We start from the raw sequence: 17,963 nt of genomic DNA, 5'->3' as shown, positions 1-17,963 counted from the left end.
TTTTTAAATAACTCAAAACTATAATCATCATGAGCTATCCTTTGTCAAAATTCCATTTCTCCGTGGAGTGGGGAGGAACCAAAATAGGATTTACTGAAGTATCCGGGTTGGATGTGGAAACCGAGCTTATAGAATATAGGCACGGGGCAAGCCCTGAATACAGCAAAATAAAAATGCCGGGCATGCAAAAATTTTCCAACATCACCTTGAAAAGGGGGACTTTTGCTTCTGACAATGAATTTTATGACTGGTATAAGACGATTAACCTGAACAAGGTGGACAGAAAGGATATAACCATCAGTTTACTTAATGAGGAACACGAACCGGTGGTTTCCTGGAAGGTTAAAAATGCCTGGCCTCTAAAAATTCAATCGACTGATCTGAAAGCAGATGGAAACGAAGTGGCCATAGAAACCATGGAATTGGTTCATGAAGGGCTTACTATTCAAAATGAATAAGCATGAGTAATTATTATCCTCCAGTTGGCTTTTTTTTCAATGTAAAATTTGAAGACTTAGAATCTCAATCTGGGGACTCAGAGTTCCAATCCGTTTCCGGGCTTTCGGTGGACATAGAAACCGAGGAAATTGCTGAAGGCGGTGAGAATCGGTTCAAGCATAAATTTCCTGTCAAAACCAAGTATCCCAACTTGGTTTTGAAACGGGGTTTGATCGTCAACACAAAATTAATCAAATGGTGCAGGAATGCTATTGAGAATTTTGAATTCAAGCCAGTGAATTTAACGGTTTCATTGATGAATGAAAAAGTACCCGAGGGAAACCCAGAAGGGGAGCCTAAAAGAGAACCATTGATGAGCTGGAATGTAGTTCATGCTATTCCTGTGAAGTGGAGTGTGGATGATTTAAATGCAGAGGAAAGCAAGATGGTTATTGAATCTATTGAATTGTCGTATAACTACTTTAAAACTATTCCTAACAATGCCGATTGAAATTAAAGAGCTCCATATCAAAATAAAAGTGGATGAAAACCAGGATAGAAGTCCAGGAGGAGGTTTTTCCCCAAAGGAAAAACAAAAGTTGATTGACCAGTGCATTGAACAGATCCTGGAAGTATTGGGAAAACAAAAAGAACGATAAACCATGAGTGAAGGGAAGCTGGAAAAATTAAAAATCTGGGCATACAAAGACTCCAAGTTTTCTGAAAAAGTGGATGATGGGGAATTTGTCACCTTGCTCAATCCTGAAAAATATTCTTACAAGCACAAGGTAGAACAAAACGAGGACCAGGCGGCAGGAACGAGTGCTGCTCCAACCCGTTTCAATAAAATTCTGCCACAGACTTTGGAATTGGATTTTTTGTTTGACCGGACTGGGGTTATTCCAGGATATGAAAGCACAGAAAATGGAGTAATCGATGATATTGAGCAATTCAAAAAGGTAGTCAACGAATACAATGGTGAAAAACACAAGCCCAATTACCTATTGGTGACCTGGGGAAGTTTGCTGTTTCAAGGATACTTGACAGAAATGACCATTGAATTCAAATTATTCAGGCCGGATGGCACCCCCATACGGGCGTTGGCAAAGGCTAAATTGATTGAATTTGTCGAGGAAGAGAGGAGAGCTGCCCAGGAAAACAATCAATCACCAGATATGACCCATTATAGGGTGGTTCATGAAGGAGATACTCTTCCCCTCATGACTTATCAAGTATATGGAGATTCCAAATATTACCTGGAAGTGGCCAAAGCCAATGGATTATCTAATTTCAGAAGGCTTAAAACTGGAACTGAATTGTTTTTTCCACCCCTTCAAAAACAAAAATAAATGAACAATAGCGGTACCATACAGACCAGCCAAAGTGTTGACCGGGTCACTCATAAAATCCTGATTGATGGAAATGAAATTCCTGGTACTTACCAGGTTAAAAGTATCATGGTCAGTAAGGAGGTCAATCGCATACCTTTTGCCCAATTGGCGATTATTGATGGAGATCCTGCAGACCGGGATTTTAAAGGCAGTAATGCTGAATTGTTTGTCCCAGGTAAAAAAATCGAAATTACGGCAGGGTATCATTCTGATGATGCTACCATCTTCAAAGGGGTGGTCATCAAACAAAGCCTTAAAATCCGGGAAAGTTATTCTCTTTTGCAGGTAGAAGCAAGAGACGAAGCCGTAAAGATGACCCTTAGAAGAAAAAGTAAATATTTCTATGAATCGACTGATGCGGAACTTATAGAAGAAATTTTGGGCAACTATGGATTGGAAGCTGAGATTACCAGCACTTCTTACAGTCATCCAGAACTGGTTCAGTATGATGTTACCGATTGGGATTTTATGCTTTTAAGGGCCCAGGCAAACGGGCTGGTGGGGCTTATCGATGATGGAAACGTCACCTTCAATAAACCTGACATTTCCGGAAAGGAGGTAGAAACGGTCACCTTTGGGGCAACCCTTCTGGAATTTGATGCAGAAATGGATGCCAGAACCCAGGTTCCTAAAGTCATTAGCCAATCATGGAATGCGGCAGATCAGACCATCCTTGAAATTGAAGGGGCAGATCCCGGCTTTGCAACCAATGGAAATATTTCACCAAATGACCTGGCCACACTTTTAGATGAAGAGGAGGTAATTTTAAAACATGGAGGTCAAAAGAAAGAAAGCTCATTGCAGGATTGGGCTGATGGAAAATGGACCTATCAACAATTGGCCAAAACCAGGGGAAGGATCAAGTTTCAAGGTATTCCTGATGTAAAACCTGGGGTCTTGCTTTTGTTGGAAGGTGTAGGAGACAGGTTCAATGGTAAGGTTTACATTTCCGGAGTAAGGCACCAAATTACTGAAGGTAACTGGACCATTGATGCCCAATTTGGCCTGGATCCCCAAATGTTTTCTGAAAACCATGATATCCAATCTCCTCCTGCGGCAGGGTTAAATGCGGCAATAAAAGGCCTACATATTGGCATTGTCACCCAACTTGAGGAAGACCCTGAGGGAGAGGACCGTATTATGGTCAAAATCCCATTAATCAACCAGGAAGAACAAGGAATCTGGTGCAGGCAATCTTGTGTGGATGCAGGCAATGAAAGGGGAGTGACATTCAGGCCAGAAATCGAAGATGAAGTGGTAGTTGGATTTATCAATGAGGATCCCAATGATGCAGTGATTTTAGGTGTTTTGCACAGCAGTGCCAAGCCTTCTCCCATTCCTGGTTCTGATGATAATCATGAAAAAGGAATCCATACACGGGAAGGGATGAAATTGATATTTAATGATGATGAAAAGAGCATTTTGATAGAAACTCCAGCTGGTAATAAGTTGGAATTATCAGAAGATCAGGGGGGAATAACTATGGAAGATGAAAATGGCAATAAGGTATTGATGGACAGTAATGGCATAACCATGGAATCTGCCAAAGATTTGGTGCTCAAAGCTACAGGAGATGTCAACATTGAAGGCACCAATATTTTTGCAGCAGCTAATGCCCAATTTAAAGCAGAAGGTTCTGCCGGTGCTGAAATGTCCACCAGTGCCATTGCCGTGGTAAAAGGTTCTCTAGTTCAAATTAATTAAAGAAAAAAATATGGGAATGCCAGCAGCAAGAATCAATGACATGCATGTTTGTCCAATGGTTACGGGAACGGTACCCCATGTGGGAGGTCCGATTATGCCACCTGGGGAACCTACGGTATTAATAGGGGGCATGCCAGCAGCCCGGGTGGGGGACATGGCCATTTGTACCGGCCCGCCAGATACTGTAGCAATGGGTTCCAGTACGGTTTTGATAGGTGGAATGCCGGCAGCGCGTTTAGGAGATAGCACTGCTCATGGCGGAACAATAGTAATTGGTGAACCAACAGTACTTATCGGTTGAATATGGAAGATGAAAAGAAATTTTTGGGAACCGGCTGGAGTTTTCCTCCAGAATTTGACCAAAACCGGGGAAAACTTCAAACTACTTCTGGAGTTGTGGATATTGAAAAAAGCCTCCAGGTCTTGTTAAGCACCAAATTGGGAGAAAGGGTGATGCATCCCACCTATGGATGCAATTTGGAAGAGCTGTTGTTTAGTCCTATCAACAGGACCTTAAAAACCTACGTGAGTGAGTTGATAAAAACAGCAATACTTTACCACGAGCCCAGAATTGATGCGGAGAAAATTGACATTTCCCAGGGGAATGAACTAAAGGGGGAGCTCTTAATCAACATCCAATATAAAATCAGGGCTACCAATTCCAGACATAATTTGGTTTTTCCCTTTTATAAAGAAGAAGGTACAAATATTTAAAATGGAGATTGAATGAGTTCGGATTGCAACCATATTGTCAGTGTATTAAAAAGGGATGGTACCGACCGCCAGCAATTGGATTCTGCCAATCTGGATCCTAAAAACCTTAAGCTGCATGATTTTAAAATTAGTGATTGGTGCATTTTTGCCTTTAATTTTGCAAAAAAAGTTCGATTTTTTCCCACTGATTCCCCTGAATATTCCTTAGGAAATTGGACAAAGTTTTTTGGCTTTTTTACTCAGGAGGAATTTTTGAAAGAAGAACATAAAAAGGCAAAAACTCTTGAGGCATTAAAAGAAGCTATCAATGACTATTTGGACAATGCCTCTTCGGACCAATCATTAACGCCTCACCTTACCTTGTTTATTGCCTTTTTGAAGCTTTTAGAAAATAGCAGAGAAAGGTTTAACAAGTTGACCAAGAGGCACCTGGACTTCTATTATAAAGAATTACTTCAAATTGAGAAAAAGCCGCTAACTCCAGATCACGTTTACATTATTTTTGAGTTAGCAAAAAATCTGTCCCAAGGAAAAGTTGAAAAAGAAACCAGTCTTATAGGCGGTAAGGACAGTTCCGGTATCCAAAGGATTTACAAAACTTTGGAGGAAGGCATTATCAATAAAACCCAAATAGTACAACTTAAAAATGTATATAACGAAATATTAATAGATAAACCTGCAATCACTTTTGGAGTGGATGCGGAAAAATCAGGAAATATTGTGGCTTCCCCTGTTGCTAATTCCTTGGACGGGCTAGGGGCTGATTTTCCTGAGGGTTCGGCACAATGGTGGCCATTTGGCCACAGCAAAATCTGTCACGGGTCCACTCAACTTCCGGGACTTCCAAAGGCCAAAATTGGGTTTTCCCTTGCTTCCTCCATGTTAAATTTGCAAGAGGGAGAAAGAAGGGTAGCCCTTAAATTTACTTTTGAAAATGAACTGCCCCAAGTGGATGCCTCTTCCATTCAAAAAGCAATCAAATTAGAAATTACCCAGGAAAAGGGATGGGCTCCCTTTGATGGATTGTTGGATGAAAATACCTTTTTAGGTGAAGAAGGAAATCCCAAACAATTTCATATTGTTTTTAATCTAGAGATAGATTTTCCACCTCTTTTTCCTTATCAGGCTGATGTACACGGAGCTGGATATACAAGTGAATCTCCAATAATAAGAGTCATTTTTAATACTGAAACAATAGAGGGTTACAACCTTTACCGTATTTTAAATGATAACCCTTTAACAAAAATTGGAATCGATATCAATGCCTCCCAAATCAAAAATGTGCAGTTGGAAAATGACTTGGGAGCGATAAATTCAACTAAACCATTTTTTCCTTTTACTCCAAGACCTTTAAAAGGAGGTTCCTTCAAAATAGCTTATCCAGAAGCCACCGATAAACCTTGGACTTCTATCTCAATATCAATGGATTGGTTAAATACTCCAGATGATTTTGGCAGCCATTACTCGGCTTATGGAAGTCCTAATTCAGTTGGTGAAATAATTCCAGAAGTGGATGATTACAGTGATTTTAAAGTTATCCAGGAGCCTGGGGAGAGCGGCTCAACCACTTCCCAATTAAACCTTTTTACTGAAGGACCATCAACAACAGAGGATGGGCAAATTCTTTACCAGTCCAATTTTAGCTTCAACCCTCCCAGTAGTTCATTTTCAGCAGATAAAAAACTGAATTTAAGTTTGGTTAATACTTTTCTCCATGAAAAGTATGCTCATTACTATACCCAAGCGGCTATCAATAACCAAACCTCAATTAATGTCAATCAAATACCTAATGAACCTTATACCCCATTAGCAGAAAATTTCACCCTTTCTTATTCTGCAAGTTTGAATCAGGAAATTTCATCGACAACAGAAAACAATGATATTCAAATTTTCCATGAAGAGCCTTTTGGACAATATCAAAAGTTCCCTGTTAAAGCTGCCAACCCTGTATCAGAAGATTTTACGTTGAATCTTATTCCTGCCTTTTGCCATGGTGGAGAATTATATATTGGCTTAGAACAGGCCAAGCCTTTACAACAGATTTCTATTTTATTTCAGATTTTGGAAGGAAGTGAAAATCCAAACACCCCTACACCTTTTGAAGGAAAGCAAAAAATTGAATGGGCCATATTAAGCCATAATGAATGGCTGTCTTTGGATGAGGGAAATATTCTTTTAAATCAAACCCAAAATTTTCTTAAAACAGGGCTTTTCAAATTTTCCTTGCCCAAACTAGCTACCCAAAATAACACCCGTTTGCCCTCGGGCTTATTCTGGTTAAGAGCAAGTATGAAGAAAAATTTTGATGCCGTATGCCAAATCATTGACATTAAAACCCAGGCTTTGGAAGCCACTTTTGAGGATCAAGGGAATTCAGGGGACCATTTGAAATATGGTTTGCCGGAAGGTAGCATCGGTAAAATGAAAGAGCGTTTAAGCACCATCAAATCCATTTCCCAACCATTTCCATCCTTTGGTGGAAGGAAAGTAGAGGCGGATATTCCTTATTACCGGAGAATTAGTGAAAGGTTGAGACATAAACAGCGGGCTATTAATCTTTGGGATTATGAACATCTAATATTGGAATCCTTTCCTGAAATTTATAAAGTAAAATGCTTGAACCATACTTCTGAGCAAGGGTTTCAGTCTCCAGGGGATGTAACCGTAATATTGATCCCTGACACAATTCAGCAGGCCGTTTTCGATATTTACGAACCCAGAGTTAGCCAAGCTACCCTGGTTAAAGTGGGAGAATTTATAAACCAGTTGAATTCTTTTCATGTCAAAGCAGATATCATTAACCCCAATTATGAAGAAGTACAAATTGAATTGAAGGTAAAATTCCATGAGGGATACGATGAAAATTTTTATTTGACCCAAATTCAAGAAGATGTAAAGAAGTTTTTATCTCCTTGGGCTTACGATCAAAAGGCTACAGTGGAATTTGGGGTAACTCTTCATAGGAGCCAAATTATACATTATTTAGAGCAACTTGACTACGTGGATTATTTGGAAAATTTAAAACTATTGATTCTTGCTGAAAGTAGTATTGATCCCTGCAACCCTATTTATGAAGAAGTAACGGGAAAAGAAAGTGTAGCTCCTTCCAACCCGAAATCCATTTTGGTAACCGCCAAAAATCATAATGTCCAATTGGCAGAAAAAAAATGTTCCAATGAACCTATGGAAAACTCTGAACCATGTCAACAATAAATATAAATAGAGCCATACCAAAAAGCATCTCCACCAAAGATGATCTGGACTTTGATTTTTTGAGAAAAGAGGGAATCAGGTATATAGAGCAGTTTGGCAGCAAGTTGTGGACGGATTATAATACCCATGATCCGGGTATTACCATGCTGGAAGTGCTTTGTTATGCCATTTCTGATTTGGGAAACAGAATAAATTTACCCATCGAAGATATTGTTAGCAGGCCTGGTCAGGAAGACTATAAAGGACAATTCTTTACTGGACCAGAAATTCTTCCTTCCGCTCCCACTACTGCATTGGATTATAGAAAATTGATCATTGACCTTCCAGAAATCAATAATTGTTGGGTAAAAAAAGAAGAAATTACACTTTATGCGGACTTAAAACAGGAAAAGTTGTCCTACTCCCCCGATGATTTTGGTGAAACTCATGAGGATTTTATTAAAAGTTTTAAGATAAAAGGCTTGTACCGTTTTCTGGTTGAACCCCGGGAAGAAACAGAATCGTTAAGCGATGAAATCCGACAAAAAATCTTCCGTCAATTTCATGCCCACCGGAATTTGTGTGAAGATTTAGTCAAGGTGGAAAAAGTGGAAAGCTTTCCGGTTTCCGTGTGCGCCAATATAGAAGTGGCACCGGAAGTTGATGAGGAATTGGTTCATGCCAAAATGATTGTTGCCCTGGAAAATTACCTTTCTCCGTCACCCCGTTTTTATTCTTTAAAGGAAATGACAGAAAAGGGTTATCCTACTGAGAAAATTTTTGAAGGGCCCTTACTTCAACATGGTTTTCTGGATGATATCGAGTTGCTAAATTCAGAGCTTAGGGCAGAGGTTCGTCTGTCAGATATCATTAATATCATTATGCAAATAGAAGGGGTCAAAGTGGTCAAAGAAATCACCATTGGCCCTTGTAATGATGAGGATAAAGAGGATCATAAAAATTGGATCATCTGCGTTCCCAAGAACAAAAAGCCAAAACTGTGCAAAAAAACAACCTTAAATTATTTTAAAGGGGTTTTGCCGGTAAATATTAATTCTTCCAGGGTAGATCAATACAAAAAGGAATTACTTGCCGATCAAGAAGAAAAAGAGGCTTTGGCAATGAAGGACAGGGAACCAGATTTACCAAAAGGAAAAAGTGGTAAATGGGGAAATTTTGACTCTGTCCAGCATGACTTTCCTGAAACCTACGGATTAAGTGATAAAGGGCTTCCTCCTCATTTGGGAAATGCCCGCTTGGCTAAGGCCAAACAACTTAAAGCATATTTACTGTTCTTTGATCAAATACTCGCTTCTTATTTCAAGCATCTGGACAAAGTAAAGGATCTATTGGCTCTGGAAGATCATCCCAACAGGACTTATTTTACCCAGGCTATTAATGATATCAAAGGAATTGATCAATTGGTGGAAAATTATCCGGATCAGGAAAAATTGTTAACCGATCAATTATTGGGGTTTTTGGATAATTCCGTTTCCAGGAAAAATCAAATATTAGACCATTTGATTGCACGATTTGCTGAGCAATTTGGCAATTATGCCTTTTTAATGAAATTACTTTATGGGGAAAGTACTCCCGGAATTGTTCTTGACCACAAGCAGGAATTTTTGAGGGAATATCCACAGATCAGCAGGGAAAGGGGGGAAGGTTTTAACTATTATGAACAAGAAAAGGAAAATCTATGGGATACAGATAATGTATCAGGCTTTCAAAAAAGAATAGCCCGCTTGTCTGGAATCAAAAATTATAACCGTAGAAATCTATCCAAAAATTTTGTTGAAATCTATCGGTATGAAAATGTAGGCGGGAAATGGGTTTACCGCTGGAGAATCCGGGATAAAGAAAATCATATCATCCTATCTGCAACTGAATCTTATGCTAGTCATAGTAAAGCAGGTAATGAAATGTATTTTGCCATATTAAAGATTCTGGAAAGCTCAGGGGAAAAATTGAAATCACAACTCCAAAAGCCTTTTGAGGATGAGTTGACCTTAGACTGTTTCCAGTTTCATAAGGCCAGTACTTCGGATAAATACAGTTTTGATGTGATCAACCCAATAATTACTTCAGCTAGTGATTCTGACCGCATAATTGCTAAGCAATATAAATACTATGACGATCAAAAAGCTGCCATACAGGCTGCCTTGGATTTACATACATTTTTAAGAAAGGATTTTACAGAAGAGGGGATTTACCTTATCGAGCATATATTAACCCTTCCTTTTTCCACAGATAATGCCAATAACAAAATATGGGAGGATGAAGGTAAGACTTTCGAAAAGGGGAATTTTCTTCCTTTTTGTTCCGATGATTTTGATACCTGCAAAAACCTGGATCCCTATTCTTTTAGAGTAAGTGTTGTGTTGCCGGGTTTTACATACCGGTTTGCCAATAAGGAATTTAGGAATTATATGGAAAATCTTATCCGGGAGGAATTGCCCTCCCACATAGTGGCTAAAATTTGTTGGATTGGTTACCGGGAAGGAGAAGAACCAGAAATTTCCCAACAGGATGTGGAAAACCCTGAAGAACCCATTTTTAAGGAAAATCAATTAGTAGCATTTGAAGAGGCCTATAAGGCATTTTTAATGGAAAAAACAGATGTCCATAAAAAGATTCATCTTCCTATTTCCATGAACAAATACAATGAAATTTTAAATGAATTTGTCGATTCAATGACTGGCCTTCATACAATTTATCCTACAGGTAGACTTTATGATTGCGAGGATGAAATTGAGGAGCTGGATGGGAAATTAATTTTAGGCAAAACGAATTTGGGAACGCTTTAATCAGATAATGTCATGGCTAATAAACTTACCTCCATCACAACACAGTACCGAACCTATAAAGTGGATCAGGTACTTACTCATACCCAATTAAATGAATCCATTGCATTTTTTGAGGATCAGGACAGGTTAACCAGGGTATTTTTACAAGGTGTAGGGCTGGTTTGTGGATTTAAGGCAAACATTGTAGGTCCCAAGGGTAAAATCCGGATTACTCAAGGGGTGGGGGTAACCACAGATGGGGACTTAGTCAAACTGTATCAGAATATAAAGGGAAAGGATGAAAAAAATATGGATATTCCTTTTATAGATTACACCCATTTTAGGGTATTTGAGGATGATAAAGGGAAATATACTTCCCATTTTACCCATGAAGGGATTCCACTAAAATTATGGGAAATCATTCCAGAATCCAGGGTTACGGAATCGGATACAGTTCTTGAGGAATTGGATGATCTTAGAAATAAAGTTGTATTACTTTACTTGGAAAATTTCCCCAAGGAAGCTGAATTGTGCTCCGGCATCGACTGTGATAATCAGGGCATAGAACAAGTGGTTAGATTAAGGGTTCTATTAACAACACAGGAAGATGCCAAAAAAATCATCAATAAGGACTCGGTTTATCAGAAACTTGAAACCAGCCAGGTATATAAGAACTTAAAAAAAGTACCCCTGAAACGGGTACTCCTGAATGGTTCCAATACCAAAAAGTTACAAAGCCTTGAGGATAGGTATTATAAAGCCATTCATGAGCCAAATACCAGAGATATCCTTTACAAAGGCCTGAAAGACATTTTGACTTTTCTTAATGTTAGCAACTTTGACTTTGATTTGAAGCCGCACTTAGCCAAATTATTTATCCCAAAACCAAAACATTTTTTGCACCCATTCCAATATGATTATGATTGGTTAAAAGATCTTATTAATACCTATCATGAAATATTGGATACATTTTTTGAGTTTGATACTGCATGTATGCCGGATATTAAAGCTTTTCCCAAACATTTGATGTTAGGAATATTGGAAGATAGTAGCCAGTTCCCAGCTTATAGGCATGATTTTTATCCTTCCCCAATAACTGGAAACCCAGATACAACCAAAAAGATACATCAGCTTATTGAGCGTTTGGTATTAATTCTTAAATCCTATGGCATCTATGAAAGTGAGATTAAAATTACTCCTTCCAATTTGCAAGGAAAATTAGGGAGTAAGGCAATTCCCTATTATTACAAACCAAGCAGTCAGTTGGTTAATCATTGGAATTATCAATTAAAAATTAGAAACCAGCAAGATGGAGTTTACCGGTACTTTAGGGAAACTGACCCTATTAATAATCAAACCAAAACACCATTGGAATTTGATTTGGATGAGGTAGATTTTTTCAGGGTAGAAGGGCATTTTGGGCATCAATATGAAAATGCCTTGATTAACCTTAAGGACCAAGTTAAAAAATACAATTTAGATTTTGATGTAAAAGCGCTTGCTATCAATGAAGTGGATCAGGAGCTTGATTTGGATAAGTATAAATGTCATTTTGAAGATTTAATGGTCCTTTTGGATGCTTGGAATGATGAAATTAGTTGCATTACAGGAAAAATATCGGCTTTCTTTTCTTCTATAGATCTTAGGGACCCTAAAGCAGCTTCAGGAGAAATGACCGATTCTGAAGGAGAAACAGCGAAAGGGGAGGAAGCTGAAGCAGTAGAAGTGGTCAAAGCCAAGGAAAAAGCCCTTATAAGCACTTTCGAAAAAGAATCCCAGACTGTAGAGGAAAAGGAATGGGAAAAAGTAGCCATGTTAATAAGAATGGGTAAAATTACGATTGCTGAGGCCCAAAAGCTTTACCCTCATTTATTTGATTCTACAAAAGATTATAAAACAAAAAACAGGGAAGATATTCAAGAAAGTATTTCCCATAATATTAGTGATTCCACCGGTTCATTGGGAAAAGTATTTGAAAGTACCATTAAAGAGGAGGGGGCTAAGTATTATAGCTTTAATGATATCAAGGTCGAAGCAGAAAAGGCTGCCCAGGAATATGTGAAAGAATTTGGGTTAGAAGCTTCTTACCAGCAAGCCTTTGTTAATCAACCCATTGAAATCATAGCCGCATCGTATGACTTGTCAAATTATATACCAGAAAGGTTGATTGATTTGAATGAACAGATCCTAGCTGAATATGATAAATCCATTGAAAAACTTTGTAAAAAATTAAAGGAATTTAGTAAAAAAATAGAAACCCTTGACCTGGATGATCGGCAAATAGCTTATTATCAATCTCAGGCATTATTTTTTTCCTCTATCTGTTGTGCCTCAAAAAAATTAAAAATATTAAAGGCTGAGATTGAAACTAGAAAGGAAAAGATCCTCATGGAACTTCAACTTTCAAATTTTATAGAGCATCACCCTGGCTTGGAACACCAGGCCGGTGTTCCAAGGGGAGGGACTTTTATTTTAGTATATTTTAATAAAGCCAGGAAAAAATTTACTAAAGCAGAAGAGTTTCAGGAAGCCATTAAAGGGCAATTGGAAGGATCAGGGGAAGCAAAAGCAATTATTAAGGCTGAAGCCATTAGTAGGGAGGAAGCTCTCCATATGGAAAAAGTTACTGAGTTTGGTAGGGAGGAATTTGAAAAGGACTTGCCAAAGGGTTTTCTTAACCTTCTTAGAACCAAAGGCCTCTTAAAATCAACATTACCTGACAAAACCGTGGTAGCTGATTTTATGCTTCCCTATCGCTGTTGTTCAGATTGTAACCCTGTCAACTTTGTTGTTCCCAGGCCGGTAGTTTTCTTGGGGCTTAAATTGGATACCTATTGCTTGGGATTAACAGAGGGTCCTATCCCATTTGAGGTAATCCCGACAGATGGAAATGTAAAACCAACCCAGGAAGTTCCCGGCTTATTGATAAGTGGGCATTCCATGAGCATTGATCCTTCCGTATTCCCAGAGGAATTACTAGGTGAGGAGATTTCTTTTATGGTCAACGATGAGCCTACCAATGCCAAACTTACGGTTTACCAAAGCCCTGTCTTTTCTATAAATCCTTCTGGAGGTACCCTTACCAATCCTGAGATAACATTTTCTGCAACCCCTAATTTTGAAAACGCTGAATACCTTTGGGATTTTGGCGATGGTACCCATTCTACAGAAAAAACAGTTACCAAAACCTATGAACTTCCAATAAATGAGGAAAATAAAGTAACGGTATCCCTCACCATTACCCCTGAAAATGGAGCCTGTCCAAAAACCCAAACGCAGGAGTTCATATTCGAAGAAGCAGCGGAAGAGGTTAGCCTTGATTTAGAACCCAAGGTAATTTGCAGAGACCTTCAGCCTGACCCTATTTTATTCCAGGTTAAACCGGAAGATGGCATTGTAAAAGGAGAGGGTGTCCAATCCACAACTGATGGTTTTGTATTCAACCCATTGTTGGTAAGTGATATAAACCTTGGAAAAGCTCTGACCTTTACGGTCAATGGAAAATCCACTGATTTAGTAGTTAGGGTATTTGAAAAACCTAAATTGGAGTTTGAAGGAAAACATTCTGGTTCCACCGGAGAAACTGTTACTGTTAGTTTCACCGTCACCACACCTTTCCCTGCAGGAACAATTTATCATTGGACTATCAATGGAAAAGAACTGGAACCCATAGAGAAAACCAACTTCACCCAATCATTCCCAAGAGATATTGGGGAAGTCAAAGCCCAAGTTGCTGTTAATTTGGACAATGTTTGTGAAGAAACCCGATCTGAAATCAAATCTATTCCTATTATCATCATTGAATCGGACACTGGTAATTGTATTGAAGAAGGCAGCAACTTTATTCAGGCTCTAAGCCGAAAATACCAAACCTTAACCCAATCAACGGATTTTGAAAAAATTGATGACTTGGGTAGGGAAATTATCAGTCCTGCAGTAGATGTAATATTTAAAATAGGAGAAGAGGACCAAAATTTCCTTAATGGAAATCATAATGATAACCTGGCAGAAATGTTAATTCCTCATATTACTTCTTTCACCAAGTACATTATTGAAATGAATCAAAGTGAGGAGCTGGGAATAGTTGTTATGAAGGAAATATTGGGGGATTTTGTCAAGCTTTCTTATCAGTTGGTAAAATGTCAGGAAAGATCCATACTAAATGAAAGTCAAGAATTGGTGAATAGGATATTTGACAACATTACCCAGTCCATGAAAAGGTTATTAGAACAACAAATTAAATGGGATACCGAAAAAAGTACCCAAAGCTTCCTGGTGGATATTGTTCCTGCTATTGAAGATGTGGATTTTGTTCTAGAGGCCATAAAAATTCATTTGGACCTATTGGAAAACAGTTGATGAAAAGGGAATCCCAACATATTATTCATAAAGTCCAAGTGGATGTAGGTACCAACAAAAAAGGCACAGGGATATTGGTAAAGGATAATATTCAGGAAATATTGAAAAAAGAAATATTTCCTTTAATCGAATATTACTTGGATGAATTGGATGCTAAGTTTAATGGCCAATATTTTCAAATTCCAGAACTTAAAATAAACCTAAACAGCCACTCGAATATTTTTATAGAAGATTCTAATTCCCCGGCCATAGATCAAATCATAGGCCAACTAAAAGAACAATTGGAACAGCAGTTACAACAAGTAAGAAATGATTTCTATTACCTTTCAGTTGGGGCCAATCAGAAAACCGGAAATAATTTAAATCAAATTCAAAAAGATAAATATTCTAAAGAAGACCCATTCAATAAAAAAATTAAAAATGATTGGGGAAATCGAGGGGATGATGTGCAAAAGAAAAAACCAGAAATTATTTCTCCACTAAATAGAGAAATAAACTCCCTAATCAGCATACTTCTAAATGGGTTTAAACCATGGTATTTGGGAAATGAAGAAAAACCAAGCCTCTTTGACAAATGGAGTTCCATAGATCCAGTACGCCACATTTTGGAATCCCCTTTATTCCATCAATTGTTATTAAAAAATTTCAAAAATCAATTGTTTAAAACAAGATTAATCCGGCAATTCACCAACACCCAATTAAGCTTGATATTTAATGTCCTGATTACCCATTATTATAAATTGAATAAAAGTCAACAAGGAATATTTTTAAATACAATTCCTTTAAAGAAATCACCAAGGGAAGAATATTGGAGATTTGTTTTTGGAGTTTTTGATAAGGAAAAATTTAAGATCACTTATAAAAAGGACCTGGAAGGAATGCTTGCCAAAGATGGCAATAATAATATTAAAGATAATTTAAAGTCAGTATTAAGGGTAGCAGAAAATATCCATTCTGAAAAATTTGAGTGGATTTCCGAAAACCATAAAAGAAAAAGACTATTTAAACCGAAAAAAGGGGTTTTAACCCCAGGTAAAATTCAAAAGAAAGACTCCCTTCAAAATGAGAAGGACAATACTTTTAAAGAAGAAGAGCTGATTAATTCGAATTTTAATAAGGAACCCCTTCACCTATCTCAGGCAGGGTTGGTATTATTACATCCATTTCTGAAAACATTTTTCCAAAAAACTGGATTACTGGGTGAAAAAAATAATATCCAAGATCCGGAATATGCCACCCATTTATTGCATTATGTGGCCACCAAAGAAGAAAAAGGATTTGAACACCAGATGCTCTTTGAAAAGTATTGCTGTGGTATTCCATTAGAAAAACCCATCAATAGAGAGGTGGAAATTTCTATGGGACATCAATTTATGACAGAAGAATTATTGGAAGCCGTAAGGGACCATTGGAAAGCTCTCAAAAATACAGGGACAGATACATTGAGGGCTGAATTTCTTTGCAGGATGGGAAAATTGGATCTGAGGGGAGACCATCCCAAACTGCATCTGGAAAGAAAGACCCAGGATATACTATTGGACCAGCTCCCATGGAATATCAGCATGGTAAAATTTCCCTGGAAAAAAGAATTGTTATTTGTTGAATGGTAACCCAATTGGTTATGAGAGAATTCAAGAAAAAAAGCAAGGCCAATTCGCAGTTTGATTCCATATTACAGCAATCACATGAATCCAAGAAAGATTTTTTTGGGGTTCAGGCAAAATTGGAAATGGGACAACCTGGAGATAAATATGAAAAGGAAGCAGATGCTGTAGCCGACCAGGTAGTCCACCAAAGCCAAAACGGAGAAGGAATCCAGCAAAAAGGAAAAAAAGAGGAGGGAATTCAGAAAAAATCGATTTCCGAATCAATCAGTAGGGTTCAAAAAAAAGATATGGAGGAGGAACAAGTCCAATCCAAGTGTGCAGAATGCGAAAAGGAGGAAACTGTACAAAAAGCCAGGGAAAGGGATGAACCCGAAGAAATTCAAACAAAAAAAGAAAAAGAGAAAGAACCAGTTCAAAAGCAAGAAGAGGAAGAAGAGCCTGTTCAGACCAAATATCAGTCTAAAACAGACAATCAAAAGCCCCCCGGATTGGAAAGCCGCTTAAACCAAAGTAAAGGGGCGGGGAATAGCATGGATGTGGATACGAAACAGGAAATGGAATCCGGTTTTGGTGCAGATTTTAGTCATGTTAATATTCATACCGATGACCGTGCCATACAAATGAGTAAAGAAGTGGGGGCGCAGGCATTTACACATGGCAATGATATTTATTTTAATCAGGGTAAATATGATCCTACTAATCAAGCCGGAAAATATCTATTGGCCCATGAGCTAACCCATACCATCCAGCAAAAAGGGCGGGTCCAAAGAAAAGTTCAAAAAACACTGGATGATGGACATGATCTAACGGCAGCCCGTTTTGCCGGTAACATCAAATTGGAAGCAGCCTTTGATAATGAACATTACATTAAAAATGGTTCAAGAGGTGAATCGGTAAGAAAAATTCAAGCTGCCCTTATGGAAATTGGATATGATTTACCAGAATTCGGGGCTGATGGAATTTTTGGAAGTGAAACCAAATCCGCTGTAACTGCTTTCCAAAATGAATTTTCCTTGGCGGTAGATGGAATAGTAGGACCTGAAACCATGGGCACTTTGGATAACATATTCGGGTCGGTAAAAGACGAGGAAGTCATAGCGTTTAATGACGACAAAGAGGCTGAAGTCCTTGACGGTGATTCGGATGAGGGCCCAACTATCCCCACCCAAGAAAAATCTATCAATCAGCTTTTGTCATTGGAAGGCAATAATTTCAATCCTGAGGTGCAAACTGCCCCTCTAAAAAATCCACCAGATAAGGTACCCCCTCCAGCCATTTCCATCATAACCATCAATTTGACCAAACAAAACCTTAAGATTTTATGGAGCAATGGTGTAACCAGAGGCCCTTATGACATTTCCAGTGGAAGAGGATGTCCTAATACAAAAGGGAATCCATGTGTGGATCCCAAACGGGGTGATAAAGACACCTATTGTACACCGGTAGGCAACTTTGAGGCAGAAAAAATAGGCGGAAAAGATTATAAAAGTTCAGCAGGGGATGCCATGTCCTGGTATATGTCATTTGTACCCGAAAGGGGGATAGGAACGCATAATGCCCAAAAGGTAACAGGTACTCCAAGGTCCCATGGTTGTGTAAGAGTAGTGGATTCGGTAGCAAAACTTATTCACAATAATGTGACTACGAGTTCGAAAATAAAAATTACGGGTAAAGCAAATACCCCCAGTTGGAAATTGTCCAAAGCAAAAGCTAAGAAATCTTACAAAGGTTGCCCAGGGAAAAAAGCCAAAAAGTAGGAAAATTAATTCCAA

The 17,963-nt window shown here is 38.3% G+C and carries 12 protein-coding genes; all 12 read left to right on the top strand.

Annotated elements, in window-relative coordinates; all coding sequences use genetic code 11:
* Window positions 1-29 precede the first annotated feature (29 nt).
* The 12 genes from QWY93_RS15995 to QWY93_RS15940 are packed head-to-tail and all read left to right on the top strand — an operon-like array spanning window position 30 to window position 17,948.
* A complete protein-coding gene (locus QWY93_RS15995) occupies window positions 30-458 on the top strand; it encodes a phage tail protein (protein ID WP_290249411.1) in 429 nt (142 codons plus the stop codon).
* Window positions 459-460: 2 nt separating this feature from the next.
* Window positions 461-949: a phage tail protein gene (locus QWY93_RS15990; protein ID WP_290249410.1), complete on the top strand. Its 489-nt coding sequence runs from the start codon at window positions 461-463 to the stop codon at window positions 947-949.
* Window positions 939-1,097: a DUF5908 family protein gene (locus QWY93_RS15985; protein ID WP_290249409.1), complete on the top strand. Its 159-nt coding sequence runs from the start codon at window positions 939-941 to the stop codon at window positions 1,095-1,097. The genes QWY93_RS15990 and QWY93_RS15985 overlap by 11 nt, the downstream gene beginning before the upstream one ends.
* Before the next feature lie 3 nt (window positions 1,098-1,100).
* Window positions 1,101-1,787 carry a CIS tube protein gene (locus QWY93_RS15980; protein WP_290249407.1) on the top strand — a complete coding sequence of 229 codons (687 nt, stop codon included), beginning with the start codon at window positions 1,101-1,103 and terminating at the stop codon, window positions 1,785-1,787.
* Window positions 1,788-3,533: a type VI secretion system tip protein VgrG gene (gene vgrG, locus QWY93_RS15975; protein ID WP_290249406.1), complete on the top strand. Its 1,746-nt coding sequence runs from the start codon at window positions 1,788-1,790 to the stop codon at window positions 3,531-3,533.
* A gap of 10 nt (window positions 3,534-3,543) precedes the next feature.
* A complete protein-coding gene (locus QWY93_RS15970; protein ID WP_290249405.1) occupies window positions 3,544-3,834 on the top strand; it encodes a PAAR domain-containing protein in 291 nt (96 codons plus the stop codon).
* Window positions 3,835-3,836: 2 nt separating this feature from the next.
* Window positions 3,837-4,247 (top strand): GPW/gp25 family protein, encoded by a 411-nt coding sequence (locus QWY93_RS15965; protein WP_290249404.1) that lies wholly within the window; start codon window positions 3,837-3,839, stop codon window positions 4,245-4,247.
* A 12-nt stretch (window positions 4,248-4,259) separates the two neighbouring features.
* Window positions 4,260-7,460, top strand: coding sequence for a baseplate J/gp47 family protein (locus QWY93_RS15960; protein ID WP_290249403.1), 3,201 nt, complete (start codon window positions 4,260-4,262; stop codon window positions 7,458-7,460).
* Window positions 7,448-10,246 carry a baseplate wedge protein gene (locus tag QWY93_RS15955; RefSeq protein WP_290249402.1) on the top strand — a complete coding sequence of 933 codons (2,799 nt, stop codon included), beginning with the start codon at window positions 7,448-7,450 and terminating at the stop codon, window positions 10,244-10,246. The genes QWY93_RS15960 and QWY93_RS15955 overlap by 13 nt, the downstream gene beginning before the upstream one ends.
* Before the next feature lie 12 nt (window positions 10,247-10,258).
* Window positions 10,259-14,584 carry a PKD domain-containing protein gene (locus QWY93_RS15950; protein WP_290249401.1) on the top strand — a complete coding sequence of 1,442 codons (4,326 nt, stop codon included), beginning with the start codon at window positions 10,259-10,261 and terminating at the stop codon, window positions 14,582-14,584.
* Window positions 14,584-16,194, top strand: coding sequence for a contractile injection system tape measure protein (locus tag QWY93_RS15945; RefSeq protein ID WP_290249400.1), 1,611 nt, complete (start codon window positions 14,584-14,586; stop codon window positions 16,192-16,194). The genes QWY93_RS15950 and QWY93_RS15945 overlap by 1 nt, the downstream gene beginning before the upstream one ends.
* A gap of 11 nt (window positions 16,195-16,205) precedes the next feature.
* Window positions 16,206-17,948 (top strand): eCIS core domain-containing protein, encoded by a 1,743-nt coding sequence (locus tag QWY93_RS15940; RefSeq protein WP_290249398.1) that lies wholly within the window; start codon window positions 16,206-16,208, stop codon window positions 17,946-17,948.
* Window positions 17,949-17,963 lie beyond the last annotated feature (15 nt).

Source organism: Echinicola jeungdonensis (genome assembly GCF_030409905.1).
In the GTDB taxonomy this organism is placed as follows: domain Bacteria; phylum Bacteroidota; class Bacteroidia; order Cytophagales; family Cyclobacteriaceae; genus Echinicola; species Echinicola jeungdonensis.
Note: the sequence above shows the minus strand (reverse complement) of the source record. Positions and strands in the feature narration are given on the sequence as shown.